15 protein-coding genes are annotated in these 16,137 nt (G+C 50.6%); 7 read left to right on the top strand and 8 right to left on the bottom strand.

Annotation, left to right across the window (positions count from 1 at the left end; genetic code table 11):
- The first annotated feature begins 153 nt into the window (after nucleotides 1-153).
- Entirely contained in the window at nucleotides 154-1,530 is a 1,377-nt protein-coding gene (locus JOD20_RS23615) for a UDP-glucose dehydrogenase family protein (RefSeq protein ID WP_204757634.1), read from the top strand.
- Nucleotides 1,531-1,587: 57 nt separating this feature from the next.
- Here JOD20_RS23615 and JOD20_RS23610 read toward each other — a convergent pair whose 3' ends face one another.
- A complete protein-coding gene (locus JOD20_RS23610) occupies nucleotides 1,588-2,139 on the bottom strand; it encodes a peroxiredoxin-like family protein (protein WP_204757633.1) in 552 nt (183 codons plus the stop codon).
- Nucleotides 2,140-2,235: 96 nt separating this feature from the next.
- Here JOD20_RS23610 and JOD20_RS23605 point away from each other — a divergent pair, with 96 nt between their 5' ends.
- Genes JOD20_RS23605 through JOD20_RS23595 form a run of 3 tightly spaced genes read left to right on the top strand, consistent with a single transcriptional unit; the run spans nucleotide 2,236 to nucleotide 4,840 of the window.
- A complete protein-coding gene (locus JOD20_RS23605; RefSeq protein ID WP_204757632.1) occupies nucleotides 2,236-2,871 on the top strand; it encodes a TetR/AcrR family transcriptional regulator in 636 nt (211 codons plus the stop codon).
- Nucleotides 2,872-2,909: 38 nt separating this feature from the next.
- On the top strand, nucleotides 2,910-3,827 hold the full coding sequence (locus JOD20_RS23600; protein ID WP_110513504.1) for a glycosyltransferase family 2 protein: 918 nt from the start codon (nucleotides 2,910-2,912) through the stop codon (nucleotides 3,825-3,827).
- A complete protein-coding gene (locus JOD20_RS23595; RefSeq protein ID WP_204757631.1) occupies nucleotides 3,824-4,840 on the top strand; it encodes a lysylphosphatidylglycerol synthase transmembrane domain-containing protein in 1,017 nt (338 codons plus the stop codon). Before JOD20_RS23600 ends, JOD20_RS23595 begins: the two co-directional genes overlap by 4 nt.
- Before the next feature lie 352 nt (nucleotides 4,841-5,192).
- On the opposite strand, the gene JOD20_RS23590 is transcribed toward JOD20_RS23595, so the two are convergent.
- The 7 genes from JOD20_RS23590 to JOD20_RS23560 all read right to left on the bottom strand — a co-directional run bounded on the left by JOD20_RS23590 (nucleotide 5,193) and on the right by JOD20_RS23560 (nucleotide 12,542).
- A complete protein-coding gene (locus JOD20_RS23590; RefSeq protein ID WP_204757630.1) occupies nucleotides 5,193-6,059 on the bottom strand; it encodes a hypothetical protein in 867 nt (288 codons plus the stop codon).
- A 101-nt stretch (nucleotides 6,060-6,160) separates the two neighbouring features.
- On the bottom strand, nucleotides 6,161-6,535 hold the full coding sequence (locus JOD20_RS23585) for a cupin domain-containing protein (protein WP_204757629.1): 375 nt from the start codon (nucleotides 6,533-6,535) through the stop codon (nucleotides 6,161-6,163).
- Entirely contained in the window at nucleotides 6,532-7,239 is a 708-nt protein-coding gene (locus tag JOD20_RS23580) for an ABC transporter ATP-binding protein (RefSeq protein ID WP_239584038.1), read from the bottom strand. The genes JOD20_RS23585 and JOD20_RS23580 overlap by 4 nt, the downstream gene beginning before the upstream one ends.
- Before the next feature lie 218 nt (nucleotides 7,240-7,457).
- Nucleotides 7,458-8,273 carry an ABC transporter ATP-binding protein gene (locus JOD20_RS23575; protein ID WP_204757627.1) on the bottom strand — a complete coding sequence of 272 codons (816 nt, stop codon included), beginning with the start codon at nucleotides 8,271-8,273 and terminating at the stop codon, nucleotides 7,458-7,460.
- Between the two features lie 10 nt (nucleotides 8,274-8,283).
- Nucleotides 8,284-10,035 (bottom strand): branched-chain amino acid ABC transporter permease, encoded by a 1,752-nt coding sequence (locus tag JOD20_RS23570; protein WP_204757626.1) that lies wholly within the window; start codon nucleotides 10,033-10,035, stop codon nucleotides 8,284-8,286.
- 13 nt (nucleotides 10,036-10,048) lie between these two features.
- On the bottom strand, nucleotides 10,049-11,062 hold the full coding sequence (locus JOD20_RS23565) for a branched-chain amino acid ABC transporter permease (RefSeq protein ID WP_204757662.1): 1,014 nt from the start codon (nucleotides 11,060-11,062) through the stop codon (nucleotides 10,049-10,051).
- Nucleotides 11,063-11,315: 253 nt separating this feature from the next.
- Nucleotides 11,316-12,542, bottom strand: a complete 1,227-nt coding sequence (locus JOD20_RS23560; protein ID WP_204757625.1) for a branched-chain amino acid ABC transporter substrate-binding protein — start codon at nucleotides 12,540-12,542, stop codon at nucleotides 11,316-11,318.
- A 606-nt stretch (nucleotides 12,543-13,148) separates the two neighbouring features.
- Between JOD20_RS23560 and JOD20_RS23555 the strand changes: the two genes are divergently transcribed.
- The 3 genes from JOD20_RS23555 (at nucleotide 13,149) to JOD20_RS23545 (ending at nucleotide 15,851) form a co-directional block, all read left to right on the top strand.
- Nucleotides 13,149-13,403, top strand: coding sequence for a type II toxin-antitoxin system prevent-host-death family antitoxin (locus JOD20_RS23555; RefSeq protein WP_204757624.1), 255 nt, complete (start codon nucleotides 13,149-13,151; stop codon nucleotides 13,401-13,403).
- Complete coding sequence (locus tag JOD20_RS23550; protein ID WP_204757623.1) at nucleotides 13,400-13,822, top strand: type II toxin-antitoxin system VapC family toxin; 423 nt, start codon at nucleotides 13,400-13,402, stop codon at nucleotides 13,820-13,822. The genes JOD20_RS23555 and JOD20_RS23550 overlap by 4 nt, the downstream gene beginning before the upstream one ends.
- 301 nt (nucleotides 13,823-14,123) lie before the next feature.
- Nucleotides 14,124-15,851, top strand: a complete 1,728-nt coding sequence (locus tag JOD20_RS23545; RefSeq protein ID WP_204757622.1) for a glycoside hydrolase family 99-like domain-containing protein — start codon at nucleotides 14,124-14,126, stop codon at nucleotides 15,849-15,851.
- Nucleotides 15,852-16,137: the final 286 nt, after the last annotated feature.

Here is a 16,137-nt window from a genome sequence, read left to right as displayed (position 1 = left end):
ATGGCTGATAATCAGTTGTCTGGTGCGGCGAGGGCGCGCAGCCATCAATGAGGATGTTGGTTCATTGTTCGCTGGTTAACATGGGACGGTGCCGTTGCTAATTAATGGTTGGGGTTGCTTCCACCGTCGAAGCGGCCTACTGAAGGAGCTTGCATGAAGATCGTCGTTGCAGGAACAGGCTTTGTGGGCTTACCCCACGCTGCGGTCTGCTCAGAATATGGTCACGAAGTCTATGCCTATGATATTGATACCAAGCGGATTGCGGCCTACAAAACCGCCAAGCGCGAAGAAATTGAAAAATATGTCAATGAGCCAGGCTTAGCCAGCATTATCGAAGAAAATATCGATCGTTCCCTGCATTTTATTGATGATCTTGAGCCAGTAATCGAAGGGGTCGATGCCTTTTTCTTGTGTTTGCCAACCCCGCCTAATCGCGATGGCTCCTCGAATTTGAGCTACTACTTCGATGCGGTTAACCATTTGGCCAAGCTGTTGGCCAAACGTGAAGATCAACGCCGCGTGGTGATTATCAACAAGAGCACCGTGCCCGTTGGCACTGGCCGCCAACTTGAGCAAATATTGAAAAGCCATAATGTGCCAAACGTGGGCATTGCCTCAAACCCCGAATTCTTGCCCGAAGGCAACGCGGTTGAAAAATCACGCCATCCTGATCGGGTGGTGGTTGGGGCCGATACCGAGGAAGATTTCCGCATTTTGCGCCGTATCTACTCACAATTTATCAACCACGTGCGGATTGCCTTTATCGAAACCACGCCCGAAACTGCCGAATCGATTAAGTATGTTGCCAACACCTTGTTGCTGACCTACATTTCGTTCTGGAACGGGGTTGGCGGACGCTTGGCAGAATCGGTGCCAAACGTGCGCATGGAAGACCTCAAGCGCGGCGTAACTGCCGATACCCGCATTAGCAAATGGGGTTCGTTTGTGTCCAACGGCGCTGGTGGCTCGTGTTTTGGCAAAGATATTCAATCGCTGATCTATCAGCTCAAGAGCCGCAACCAAAGCACCGATTTGCTCGAATCGGTCTATGAAATCAACGAATATCAAAAGACCTATTTGATCGATCGGGCTGCGGCAGAAGCTGGCGTGAAGTTCAACAACAAAGTTGTGGCGTTGCTCGGCTTATCGTTCAAGCAACGCACCAATGACATGCGCGATGCCTCGGCCTTGAAGGTTGTCGAAAGCTTGCTTGGCCGTGGGGTCAAGGAAATTCGGGCCTACGACCCAATGGCCGAAGAAGAAGCCAAACGTTTCTTCAACGCCGAACACAACCACTTGTTCGAGCGCATTACCTATCACTCATCGGCTAAGGCTGCCCTCGAAGGGAGCGATATTCTGTTTATCTCGACCGACTGGGAAGAGTTCCGCGGGCTTTCGAGCACAATTGAAAGCACCGTGCCAGCGCCATACTTGATCATCGATGGCCGCCGGATGATTCCCGACTACGATGAATTGGTCGAACGCGGCTACAGCTACTTGGCAGTTGGCTCACCCTACTTAGACAAATAACTTTATTGTACGCTCAGCCGCCCTTGATTTGCTTAAGATCAATGGCGGTTGCTTGTTTTAGTGACCCACGCTGCGTTGTTGATAATGCTGAGCTAATTGCAAGACCTCGCTCAGCGACCATTGATCGTAGCCATGCACTCCATATTTGCAGGCCACAATGGTGCCATCGGGAGCAATCAGAAAATCGGCGGGCAAGCCCAGCGGGTCTTGGCCTTTTTCGGGCATGCCTGCTCCATGCTTGAACAGGCCTTTGAGTGCTGGCAACCACGATTTTGGGTGCAGCACCGCCCAAATTGAGCTATCGACCCCAAAAGCTGCGTAGAGTTTTTTGGTGGGGTCGGCAATCAGTGCAAAGGGTGCCGCTGCATGGCTGGCGAGCATGGCAGTTTTCGATGAATGAAAGACCGCAACTTCTTGAATTCCAGCTTCAGCTAAGGCCGCATAGCCTTGAATAAATGAACGAATGTGTAAATTGCACATCGGGCAGCCTGCAAAACGCCGAAATTGTAGATGGGTCAATTGCTGCTGGTGGGGAATACTAATAGGTTGATCAGCAATGCTGATCAAATGCCGTGGATCGATCGTTTGGCCTGCTTGATAACGCGGCATAAGCTTGCTCCTTGCTGCTAAATTCGGTATAATAATTGTGTAGTGAATATTACAGAATAGTATAATAGCAATAAATACTCGACGCAAGGGGATGTGATGGCAGAGCAAGAACTTTCAAATACGAGCACCCAACGGCGTGGTCGGCCACGCGAATTTGACCGCACCAATGCCTTGGAGTGTGCGATGCGCCAATTTTGGCAACATGGCTACGAAACGCTCTCGATGGCTGATTTGACGAGCTGCTTGGGGATTAACCCGCCAAGTTTGTATGCAGCCTTTGGTAGCAAGCAAGCCTTTTTCCTTGAGGCGATTGACCATTATTTGGCCACGCGTGGAGCCTATGTCTACGCCATGCCAAGCGATCAACGCTCGCCCAGAGCGATGCTGAGCCACCTGTTGCAACGGGCGGCTGAAGCCTTCAGCGATGCAGCCTATCCAGCTGGCTGTTTTGTGCTAGCGAGTATTTCAGCAACCTACGATTCATATGAAATTGAGCAAGCAATTGTCGAGCGCTGCCAGCAACGGATGGGCAAAATCAACGAATTAGTGGCGTTGGGCGTGCAAATGGGCGAGTTGCCAGCCACCACGAATGCTGAAGAATTAGCCCAATTTTTCGTTTGTGTATTACAAGGCATGTCGTTGCAAGCGCGCTTGGGAGCGAGCACCAGCCAACTGCAAGCAATTGTGGCAAATGCGCTGCAATTATGGCCGCAAGCAGCGCGTTTGCGCTAGGCTAGTTTCTGGTACAATGCCTCTCCGGAGGTTCAACTGTGGAACGCACAACGCTTGCAAGTGCTCAAACCACAACGTCATCACCGTTTCCTTGGACGGTGAGCATTGTGATTCCAGCCTTTAATGAAGCCGCAACAATTGGCGGGGTGGTGCACGAGGTTCGCACACGCTACCCTGAGCTTGAAATTATCGTGGTTGATGATCATTCTGCTGATGCCACCGTGGCAATTGCCACCGAAGCTGGCGCACGCGTGATCACCCGTCCTTATAACATTGGCAACGGCGCTGGGGTCAAAACCGGTGTTCGCGCCGCAACTGGCGAAATCGTAATTATTATGGATGGCGATGGCCAGCACAACCCTGCCGACATCGAACGCCTGCTGAGCTATATCGGCGCTTACGATATGGTGATTGGCGCTCGTTCGCGGGCAGGCCAAGAAAATTGGCTGCGTTGGTTGGGCAATAGCGCCTTGAACGGCTTAGGTTCGTATTTGACTGGCATGGAAATGCAAGATTTAACTTCGGGCTTTCGGGCTTTTCGGCGTTCAATTTTGCTTGATTATATTCACCTCTTGCCAAACCAATTTTCCTGGCCAACCACCAGCGCCTTGGCCTTTGCCAAAGCCGGCTACCACGTGCGCTTCGAGCCAATCGCCATGCAACGCCGCCAAGGTGGTCGCTCCAAGCAAAAGCTGCTGAAGAATGGCTTTAAATTTACGATCATCATTTTGCGCATTATCAGCCTGTTTAATCCAATTCGCGTGTTTATGCCAGTTAGTGGCTTTTTCTTTGTGCTGTGTATTATTTCGTATGTGCTTGGCGCGCTGAACGATAATAACTGGTTGCATTTGCCGCCGACGGCGTTGTTTTGTTTGATTGCAACCATGTTTTTCTTCTGTTTTGGCTTGCTGGCCGAAACAATTGCGGCCCTGCGCTTTGAACGGATTCGCCAATGAAAAAAAGAATTATCAATGGGCTTTTGACGGCGTTGGGGCCAGCAATTTTGATTTGGTTTCTGGCTACCAACGATTTAACGAGTATTTGGAATGTGATTCGGACGACCGATCCATTGCTGTTTGGGGCTTCGGTTGTGCTGGTGTTTCCTTTTCTCTATTCCAAGGGTTGGCGCTGGCGCTTGATTTTGCAAGGCTGGAACATCAACATTAGCCCATGGTTTGCCTCGTTGCTCTATACCTTGGGGATTTTTGTTGGCTCGGTCACGCCTGGGCAGGGCGGCGATGCAGTGAAGGCCTGGTATTTGCGCCGCGAGGGCCATCCCTTGGGGCCAAGTTTGCTTTCAATTGTGGTTGATCGCTTCTTCGATGTGGCGATTATGGGAATTATTGCTGGCTCAGGTTTGTATTTTTATCGCACCTTTTTGCCAGGCAATGTGCAACTCTTGATTATCGCCTCGCTGTTGGGCGTGGTGGTTGGGGTGGCAATTTTGGCTAGTGCTGGCTTGCGGCGTTGGTTTAGCACCAAAGTTTTGCCCGTGGTCGTGCCCGCCAAATTGCGCCAACTCGCGGTCAAAGCAGGCTTGAAAGATCGCGTGTTGCATATGCCGTTGAGCCGCATCGCGACCTTGGTGCTGTTTTCGTTCCTGACCTTGGGTTGGACGTTTGTGCGACTGTATTTGCTGTTTCTGGCCACCGGGGTCAAGATTGATATTGGCCCGTATATGGCCATGATTGCGATCATCTCGTTGGTGAGCGTCATTTCGATTGCTGGGATTGGGATTCGCGATGTCGTGATGATTTTGATTATGACCAACTTGGCCCAGACTGGCCAGATGGTGCCAGTTGCTGGCGGCAGTTTTACCAGCGAACAAGCTACCAGCTTGGCACTTGGTATCTCAACCCTGTTTTTGGTGTTGAATGTGATTAATGTGGTGCTAGGCTTCTTGGTTTCGTTGCGCTACCCGCTGGGCGATGCCTTGCTCAAAACCGATTTAGCAACTGCCGAAGAGTAGGTTTGCAAAGGATGAAGGATGAGGGACTTTTGGTTTGCAGATGTTTGTTGGCGCGAGCAAGAGTCTTTGATTAGAAACCACGAAGGACACGAAGAACGCGAAGGGAACTGGGCTATTGGCTCAGCATATTAACCAATAGCCCATTCCCCTCACCCCCAACCCCCTCTCCCACGAAAACGCGGGCGAGGGGGGGAGCACCCGTTTTCACCACAAATCATGCAAGAACCACGGTATTAAAGCCCCTCGCCCAGTGGATGGGAGAGGGGTTGGGGTGAGGGGATTTTAAACCTGTGGAATGACTGAGTAGTTTGCGAACTTCCGACCCCCGATCCCCAACCCCTGACCCCCAAACTTAAATTTGCCAAATAAACAGGGCCAAGGTTGCCAAGCTGACGGCGATGATTTTGCGGGCGGTCAATTGCTCGCGGAACAGTGGCACGGCGATAATCGCGGTAATTGGGGTTTTGAGGTTAATTGCCAGCAGCACAAATGGCAAGGTCGCCGCATCGGACAACGCTTGGGCATGCATCATTGCTATAAAGCCGCCAAAGGTTACCAAGCCAACCACTGCGCCCCAACCCCATTCGTGGCGGCGCACTTGGGGCGTAAGGTGGAGGCCTGGAATCACGCCAGCAGCAAAATCAACAAACATCAACAAGCCAATTTGAGCACCGAAATTGCGGGCATAGGTGACGGCGGCAAAGCTCGAAATGACCAACAGGCCTAAACAAACATAAGTAGCTTTGCTCAAGGTTTCGCTGCCTTTAACTTGCGCGCCAATCAACACGGCAATAGCGGTTAAGATACAGGCCAGTACATTGCCAAGCGTTGGATTGCCAGCCTGCGAAGGCAAATTGATTGTGACTGAGCCAAATTGCAGCGCATTCCAGGCTGCGGGCAAGAGCAAAATCACCACGCCAGCAATTACTAAATCCAAATTGCTGATCGCAAAAACCAACGAGGCGGGCGAATGTTCGAGCGCTTTGGCGCGGGCAATCGTGGCAAAATAAAAGGTCACGCCTGCCAGAAACGCCAAAATTGCCGCAGGCCACGACCACGATTCGCCGCTAGCGATAAAATAAATCAGCCCACAAATTGTTGCGATCACGCTTGAGGCATAAACCATTTGGGCCGGACGCGTCCGACTTGCGAGGGCCTTGAACAGCAGCGACAATCCCGAATAGGCCACTACTGCTAAAGCGGTTAATCCAAAAACCATCGTGTTCCACCTTGGTGTGTCAATAAAAAGCTCGATGCTGGTTGAAACAGAGACACAAAAAAAGCGCGGGAAGACCCGCGCCTTAAGACTCGTCAGCGAGGCTACTCTGTAATGGTTTCGCCTGCCGCCGTCCAGGGCGGCTCAACGATACATAAAAACTCTAAGCGTTGCTCGCCATCATTGCGCAGCCATTGTGAACAACGGGGCGGAATATAATAATACGAGCCAGCTTCGACTGCATGGGCTTGACCATCAAGCACCATCGTTCCACGTCCAGCGATAATGTAGTATACCTCAGATTGTTCAAGCACATGATCGGCAGTTCGCCCACCAGCTTCAACATAGGCATGGGCTAAACTATAGCCAAGCGCAACCGGATGGCGCTCTGGATGCAGCAGTTCGCACAAGTGACAGCCATCGCCAGCCACAAACTCAGTTTGCTGGCGCAAATGGGCCACATAAGCTTGTTCGCTCATTCCATCCCCAAGTAGGCTTTTTGCACATCTTCGTCTTCGCGCAAGGTAGCCGCATCGCCAGCTTTAACAATAGCCCCAGTTTGCAGCACATAGGCGCGATGGGCGATGCCCAAGGCCATCAAGGCGTTTTGTTCGACCACCAAAATCGTCGTGCCTTGGCTGTTGATATTTTGAATAATTTCAAAAATCAGGTCAACCAACACTGGAGCCAAGCCCATCGATGGCTCATCGAGCAACAGCAAGCGAGGCCGCGACATAAGTGCGCGACCAATCGCTAACATTTGCTGTTCGCCACCAGAGAGTGTGCCGCCACGCTGAGCAACCCGCTCCTTCAAACGGGGAAATAGCTCAAACACCCGATCCATATCGCTGGCGATTTCGCTTTTGTTGTTGCGGGTGAATGCGCCCATTTCTAAGTTTTCGCGTACCGTCAGATTGGCAAAAATCCGCCGCCCTTCTGGCGATTGCGAAATGCCTTGTGAAACAATTTTATGCGCCGGAACGCTATTCAGCGGTTTGCCTTCAAAGAGCACTTGGCCAGTTCGTGGCGGCGTAATGCCAGAGATTGTGCGCAAGGTCGTGCTTTTGCCAGCGCCATTCGAGCCAATCAGGGTCACAATTTCGCCTTGATTAATTTCCAGCGAAATGCCCTTAAGTGCATGAATGTTGCCATAATACGTATGTACATTTTGCAGTTGCAACATCGCGAATGTCCTTATCATTAAAGGATGAAGGATGAAGGATGAGGGATGAAATCCCAAAGCATCCATGTTAATCCTTCAATAGGAAACCACGAATACTAGGAAGCAGCGATCGGGTTGTGAACAGGAAGGCTTGAATATCGCAGCTACTATTTTTGCGCTCTTCGTGCCCTTCGTGGTTCCAAACCCGATCCCCGACTCCTAACAACCGATCCCCAATCCTACGCTTTATCAAACACTGGAGCGCCGCCGCCTTTGCCCTTGGCCGCGTGGCCAGTGCCAAGATAGGCTTCGACCACCTTGGGATCGGTTTGGACTTCGCGTGGCAAGCCTTCGGAAATTTTAATCCCGCGATCGAGCACGGTCACTCGTTCAGAAATGCCCATGACCACTTTCATATCGTGTTCGATCAGCAGCACGGTCAGTTCGCGCTCATCACGCACCCGATAGATCAACGCAGTCAAGGCATCGGTTTCTTTGGGATTCATGCCAGCGGTTGGCTCATCGAGCAACAACAATTTGGGATCGGTTGCCAAAGCCCGCGCCACTTCCAAACGGCGTTGATCGCCATAGGGTAGATTTTTGGCCATTTCGTCGGCGCTATTGCGGCCCAAGCCAACATATTCGAGCAACTCAAAGGCTTTTTGGCGCGCCGCTTTTTCTTCGGCACGCATGCTGGCTGTGCGAAATAACGTGCCCAGCAAGCCAGTATTCATGCGGCAATGCTGGCCGACCAACACATTTTCGAGCGCCGTCATATGCGCAAACAAGCGAATATTTTGGAATGTGCGGCCAATGCCAAGCTTGGTCACTTCGCTGGGCTTGGTGCCGTTGATCCGCTTGCCATCGAAAATCATATCGCCATCGCTGGGCGTATACAAACCAGTGATCATATTAAAGAAGGTGGTTTTGCCAGCTCCGTTGGGGCCAATGAGCCCAACAATCGAACCTTTTTCAATTTCAAATGAAACATCGCTCACGGCGGTTAGGCCACCAAATCGCTTGGTAATGGCGCGAGCTTGCAGCAAGGGTGCCATAGCAGGTCTCCTACGCCGCCAACGACGGATCAGATTCCGCCTCGGCTGCAACACTATTGCTATTGATCGTATCGTCATCGGGATGCAGTTCGGCTTTACGGCGTTCGTTGGGTAAGAGGCCTTCCGGTCGGACGAGCATCATCACTACCAACACAATCCCAAACAGCAACAAGCGTTGTTGAGTCAGATCTTGCAGTGCTGAAACCCCAACCGTACTGCTGCCCGTTGCGCTTGCTCGCTCGTTGGCAATATCGCGGAACAATTCGGCTCCCTTGGGAATAAACATCTTATCAGCACCTTGAATCAACAAGCCGCCAATAATCACCCCTGTCATATTGCCCAAACCGCCGAGAATCACCATACATAGCAAGATGATCGAGACGCTAAAGTCGAAGGAGCTTGGGAAAATCGCCCCGATGAATGCGCCATAGAACGCGCCGCCAAAGCCAGAGAACATCGCGCCCATCGAAAAGGCCAGCAATTTGGTGCGCACGACGTTGATGCCCATTGCATCAGCAGCCAATTCATCTTCGCGCATGGCCATCCAAGCGCGGCCTTGACGTGAATCACGCAGGCGATTGATGAAGAAAATCGCCAAGCCCATGATCACGATTAGCAGGTAATACCATGGAATTTTGTTTGATGGCTCGAAATCGCCAATAAATGGCAAATGCGGCGGCGAAATTGGGTTAATCCCTTTGTTGCCACCAGTCAAGTCAACTTGCTCAATCCCAATTGGCATGCCAAAGAAGCGTAAGGTCAAGGTGCCACTTGGTGGGCCACCGCCAAGGCTGCGGAATAGAATTGGCACAATTTCGCCGAAACCAAGCGTCACAATCGCCAAATAATCGCCGCGTAACGGGAGTGTCGGCGCACCCAAGGTCAAGCCAGCAATGGCCGCCACCGCTGCTGCCACCCAAATCACCAACCAAAAACTGAGGTTAATGCCAAGGTGTGGCGATGAGAGCATCGCCGTGGTGTAGGCTCCAATCGCGAAAAAGGCAGCATAGCCTAAGTCGAGCAAGCCAGCATAGCCCACCACGATATTCAAGCCCAAGGCCAACAGAATGAAGATATAAATTGGAATCAAGGCATCGAGCAACAGCAAATTGCCAGCCCGATCGATCAGCGGAATCAAGAGCACTGGCAGTGCGATAACCGCCAACAGTGGAATGTTTGGGCGCAATGGCAAACTGCGAGCAGCACAAGCAGCGGCCCCCAAGATGGCTGCCGAGAGCGTCGAAAAAGCGAAGGCAAACAGCAAAATCAGAATATCGCTGCCCAAGCCAAGCGCATCGGCAAAAATCACGGTTTCGGATAAATGCTCAGCAAACTCGCCAGCATCAACCCCCGCCGCAGGAGCGATCACAAACGCGGTTAAAAGGAGCGCGAGGGCTGTCCATGCCCCGGCAATTGCTCCTGCTTCGGCCCCTAAGATTGCGGCCTTCTTGGGATTAGCCTGCGGGCTACGTTGAAAGACCAACAAACCAGCCCCTAAACCACTGAGCATGCCCGCAATAATCGCAACCCCTGGTTTATCAGTTCCATAGACAATCGTCATGACCGCGCCGAACATACCAGCAATCAAGCCAGCTTTAATCATATCGGGCAATGGCGCACTATACAGCAAACAGAGGGCGGCAATCACCAAACCACCAAGCAATGCTGCGCCAATTCCAAGGTTGGGATAATTCCATAGGAAGAATGCCCCAACCGCAAAGCCAATCCCGCCAGTTTTTACATAGCGCTGTGTATTTGGCATACAATCCTCGTTTCTAGGCTTTTTGGCCACCTTCTTGCCCGAGCAACCCAGTTGGTCGGAAGAGCAAAATCAAGACAAGAATGGCGAAAATCACCGCGTTCGACCAGCGTGTACCAATGTATTGATCGCTCAAGGCGAGGATCAAGCCAATCAGCAAGCCACCCAAAGCCGAACCAAGGATATTGCCAATGCCACCAAGCACTGCTGCCGTGAAGGAGAGCAAGCCTGCGGTAAATCCCATGGTAAATACTGCTGTCCCGTTGTAGAGGCCAACGATCATACCGGCAGCACCGCCCAACGCGCCACCAATAAGGAAGGTTACGGAGATGGTGCGGTCGGCGTTGATGCCCATCAAACGTGCTGCGTCGCGGTCTTGTGCGGTTGCCCGAATCGCCTTGCCAAGCTTGGTAAAACGCACAAACGAATATAAGCCCGCAAGCAACCCAAGGCTTACAACGGCTACCAGCAGATCTTTATAGGTATATTTCAAACTATTAGGAATAAAAAAGACTTGGCCGTTGGGCAGCAAGTCGGGAATATTCTTGGGGGCAACTGATTGGCTCCCCATCGCATCGGCAACTCGGCCAATTGCATCTGAGCCCAGCCCATCAGCAATTTTATCCCAAATCAGGCCATCGCCAAGGAAGATCCCCAAATTTTGTAGCACAAACGACATCCCAATTGCCGAAATCAAGGGAGCCAAACGCGGAGCTTTGCGCAATGGCCGATAGGCAAAGCGCTCAATCCCTGCATTCATCAAGGCGGTGCAGAGCATCACCAAACCCAAGATGCCAATTAGCGAGAAGAAAATCGTGATGCCTGAGCTGGTTTTGGGATCTAAGCCAAACAAACTGATAAAGATCAACGACAAAAATGCGCCGATCATAAATAAATCGCCGTGGGCGAAGTTGATCAACTCCAAAATCCCATACACCAAGGTATAGCCAAGCGCAATCACCGCGATATAGGTGCCTTTGGTCAAGCCAATCACAATCTGCTGGGTTAGTTGCCCAGGATCATCCCACATCTCAAGTAAAATTGTTTGGTATATGGGAATGGCAAAGAATCCGAGGAAAATAATCAGGCCGACAATCGAAAAAGCTCGTCGCTTGGTCAGAAATGGCTCGCGTGGTACAAGCGGAGCCGCCTGCGGCGACGATGGAGTTTGAGATGCTGCCATAGCGCGTTATTCCTATGTACCCAGCAAGGGGCTGGTGACGATAATCCACACAGGGGAAAGGGACGATCAAGCGATCGTCCCTTGGAAACGGTATGCAAACTTATTTGAGGACTTGCACGAATTCGAATGCGCCATTCTTGATTTGTTGGCCGCTCATTTGGGTCAACGTCGTGTCGCCACTAGCGTCGAAGCCCCATTTGCCCAACACGCCATCGAAATCTTTGGTTGCGAAGACGTTCTTCAAGATGGTTTCGCGGTTGATGCTATCGCATGATTTGTTGATTGCAGCCAAGGCAACGTTGGTTGAATCATAACCATAAGCAGCGTAGGCTTCTGGCTCAGCGTTGAATTTGGCCTTGTAGGCGTTGTACCATTCGGCACCCTTGCCTTCAAGTTTTGCTGGTGGAACGCCACCGAAGGTTGCGTACACGCCTTCAGCGTTATCAGCACCAGCTGCATCAATAAAGGCTTGTTCGTAGATGCCGTCTGGACCCATGAACTTGACTTTATCAGCGGTCATGCCAGCAGCGCGCATATCTTTGACCAATTGGCCTGCGTTGCTTTGGGTGATGCCACCGAAGTAGATCATATCGGGGTTGGTGGCAGCGATTTTCGACATCAAGGCTTTGTAGTCGCTGGCTTTTGAATCGATGCTATCGCGGCCTGCGATTTTGATGCCGTTTGCTTCTGCGGTAGCAGCGAATACGTCAGCAATCCCTTTGCCATACAACTCGGTATCATCCAAGATGTAAACATTGGTTACGCCCAATTCTTTGGCCCAATTGCCTGCTGCTGCACCTTGTAAGTCATCTGCTGGCACAACCCGGGTGTAGTTGCGGGTGCCTTTTGGATAGTAGACTGCTGGTTCGCCTTCAGCGCCTTTGCCATCCTTGGTCAAGCCAGGATAGGTGTTGGCTGGGCTGATCATCACAATGCCTGCGTTGTTCAAGATTGGAATCGCAATCTTGGCTGCACCTGAGTTGAAAGTCCCAATGTAGACCATCACATCTTTGTTTGAGGCAGCAGCGTTGGCGTTTTCTGCTTCCTTGGTTTCGTCCCAAGCGCCTTTGGCTGCGGTTGCATCATCAAGATCTTCATACTTGATTTCAACATTACCATTGCACGCGGCGTATTTGTCTTCTTCTAAACGCATCTTAATGGCGTTTACGATAGTATCTGTTTGTCCTTTTGAGGAACCGGTGCGAGGTAAGCTGCTAACAATCGTGACGGTGGTTTTGGTGCCTGATCCACCAGTTTGGGTCCCACATGCGGCCAAAATTACCATGATCATGGTCAAAACGAGCGAGAATGAAAGAAAACGTTTCATAATTCCAGTTGCTCCTTGTTTAAACCCGAGGAAAGCCTAAAACTGGCTAGCCCAAAGCCATACATGGTTTTAGTGATGAGGCATTAACCTCCTTAAAAGCCACATTGAACTCTAAGGTGCAATCATTGAACGACGAGCTACCTGCAATGGTAGCGGGTTGGATTGGGAGAAAGTAGAGGGACTTATAGGGCGGTAGTGTACACAACGACCATGGTTTTGTCAAACAATCGAGGTAGGACAATCAAAGGATGAAGGATGAGGGATGAAGGATGAAATACCAAATCAAAAGGCAAAAGTCAGAAGTCAAAAGCCCATAGCCACTAGCCCAAATCCCATAGCCTCATCTTCGTGTTCTTCGTGGATCAGCATTTAACGCAGCGGCGCAGAGAATGAGAGAATGTGGGTTATGGGCTTTATGCTATGGGCTAGTGGAGCATAATCCTCATAATCTGTGCAATCTGTGGCGAAAAACGTGCTTCGTGATCTTCGCGCTCTTCGTGGTTTCAGGGGGCAATTGCTCGTTAACGCAATGTACCAGTAGAGATAGCTACTAGCTACTGTTCAAAATATGTGCTAAAATCTAGACAGACTAGCTAGGAGGTCTTTGTGGAACATATTTGGCAGTTACAAGAGGCGAAAAATCGCTTTAGTGAGGTCGTTCAAGCTGCGCAGACCAGCGGCCCGCAAATTATCACCAAACATGGTCAAGAGGCTGCTGTCGTAATTGGTTATCAAGAATATCGCCGCCTCCAACTTGAACAAGAGCCATTATCAGCTTTTTTTCGTCGTTCCCCCTTAATTGGTGGTGACATTGATTTAAGCCGCGACCAAAGCGGTTTACGTGATGATCTTGAATTATGAATTATTTAATTGATACAAATGTTATCTCGGAATTAATTAGCCGTCAGCCAAATCAAAATGTGATTGAATGGGTCGATCACCAGTTAGCAGCCCAATTGTATTTAAGTGTTATTACAATCGGCGAATTACAAAAAGGGATTAGTAAACTCTCCCCATCACCACGAAAGATTGAATTGCAAACATGGCTCCATGAAGAACTATTAATTAGGTTTCAAGGTCGAATCCTAGGCTTAGATACATTGGTTATGCTCAAATGGGGTGAATTAGTTGGCCATTTATCCCAAATAGGGCATAATTTACCTGCAATCGACTCGTTAATTGCTGCTCAATCGATCTATTATAATTGTTGTCTTGTGACTCGTAATATCAGTGATTTTCAAAATACTGGCGTACAATTATTCAATCCATGGACGATATAGAACATAGAACATAGAACATAGGAGTAAAATCAAAAGTCAGAAGTCAAAAGTCAGAAATCAAAAAGGAACGAGGCTATCGGCTGGAGGCTTTGGGCTTTGGGAAACATAATCAAAACAATCTGTGGCTAAAAACTATTCGTATCGTTCGTAGCTCCAAATGCCGATAGCCAAGAGCCACAAGCCGATAGCCTCATCTTCGTGCCCTTCGTGATCTTCGTGGATCATACCAAACTGACCCCTAAATCTCCATTTTGCCTGTACAATAAGAACACCTGAGTCGCAGTGGACGAAAGGAGCAAACATGCGACGGATTCTTCTCCTGCTGGGCTTGATCTTAAGCCTAACCATCATTCCCTCCAACTCGCCCGCAACCAGTGCTGCCGAGCCTTCGCGCCCGGTTTTTGCCTACTACTACGGTTGGTGGGGCAGCCAAACGTGGTATCTCGATAAGATTCGCGATCGCCCGCTAGAACTCTACGAGAGCGACCGTGATAGCACGATGCTCAACCAGATTCGCCAAGCCAAAAATGCTGGCATCGATGGCTTTATTTGTACGTGGCGCTATACCTGTGCGCGTTTGCTGCAACTCGCTGAGCAAGAAGGCAATTTCAACATCGCCTTCAGCGTTGATCCGGTTGCCGATGGCACGCTTGGCTCAACTCAAGCGATTGTCGATAATATGCGCGAAATGGCTGACCTCGCCAAAAGTAGTGCTTACTGGCGTTGGGATGGCAAGCCAGTCTTCATCTTCTGGAACGATACGATTTTGCCTGGTGGCCGTGGCTCACTGAATGATTGGACTGATTTGCGCAATCGCGTCGATCCCAATCGCAATCAATTTTGGCTTGGCGGTGGGGTCAATTTCAATCTGCTTGATGTGTTCGATGCACTCCACTTTTTCGATATTACATGGGAACGCAAACAAGGCGATGCCATGAGTTCGTATAGCCGCAATTTGCGCGACTACAACACGCGCCGCAATAGTAACAAACCATTTGTGGCAACTGTTATGCCTGGTTATGATGATTTGCTCTATCGCAACGGCCACTTGCGCGACCGCGAGAACGGCAACTACTACCGCGCTGGCTGGGATACGGCCATGAATTATCAGGCGCGGGCGGTGATTCTGACCAGCTGGAACGAATGGTATGAAGGGAGCCAGCTTGAGCCAAGCCAAAGCTATGGCAATCTCTACCTCGATATTTCACGCGAAAAAATCAATGCCTTCAAAAATAATGTGCCGACGATTCCCGATGGCTTTGCCGATGCCAACTTTGAGAAAACCTGGCAACGCACCGATAAGCCAGTCCAAGATGCGCGGAGCAACCGTTCGTGGGTTTGGGGGCCAGCAATCGCCAAAGGCCAATACGAGCCATATGGTGGCAGCACGCGCTTAGTCCAATACTTCGACAAATCGCGCATGGAAGTTAATAATCCCAATGGCGACCGCAGCCAGCCGTGGTTTGTGACCAATGGCTTGTTGGTGGTTGAAATGATTCGTGGCCAAGTGCAAATTGGCGATAGCTCGTTTGAGCAACGGATTCCTGCCGATGAAGCATTGGGCGGCGATCCACGGGCAATTAACGATGTTGCGCCAGGCTATAGCTCGCTGCGCGATGTATTGGGTGCTCAGCCCGACAAAACTGGCCAAACCATCGTTACCCAACTCAAACGCGATGCAACGACCAGCGCGATTGATGCGCCAAGCGTGGTGACCAACGCCAAGTTTGTGAGCCAAACCAGCCATAATATTCCCGATGTTTTCTGGAATTTTATGAATCAACGTGGGACAGTCTATGAAAATGGCCGCTTCGTTGAAGGCCAAGTTGTCGATTGGGTCTTTGCTTTCGGCTATCCGCTGAGCGATGCCTATTGGATGCGTGCCAAACTTGGTGGGACTGAAACCTGGATGTTGGTGCAAGCCTTCGAACGCCGGATTCTGACCTATACCCCAACCAACTCTGCTGCCTTTCAAGTAGAGATGGGCAATGTTGGCCAACACTATCGCCGCTGGCGCTACGGCAACTAAGTGTAATGGTTCATTGAATTGACAACCAGCGGCATGCCCTCACCCCCAACCTCTCTCCCACTGAACGCGGGTGAGGGGATCACGGAGTCAGCGGTTCCCCCTCGCCTCGCGGGCGGGAGAGGGGGTTAGGGGGCAATCGAAGGCTAAGGCAATGAACCATTACAACTAAGCACTAGGATTAAATCAAAACGTGTAATGGTCAAATACCCTTTGCATCCTGAACCCTATGCTGCTACGATAGAACCATGACGAAACGCATTCATTTTCCGCTGACTACGGCTCAGCA

Source organism: Herpetosiphon giganteus, from assembly GCF_016907925.1.
GTDB classification, from domain to species: Bacteria; Chloroflexota; Chloroflexia; order Chloroflexales; family Herpetosiphonaceae; genus Herpetosiphon; species Herpetosiphon giganteus.
The sequence above is the reverse complement of the archived record's forward strand: the minus strand, read 5'-3'. Positions and strand labels throughout refer to the sequence as shown.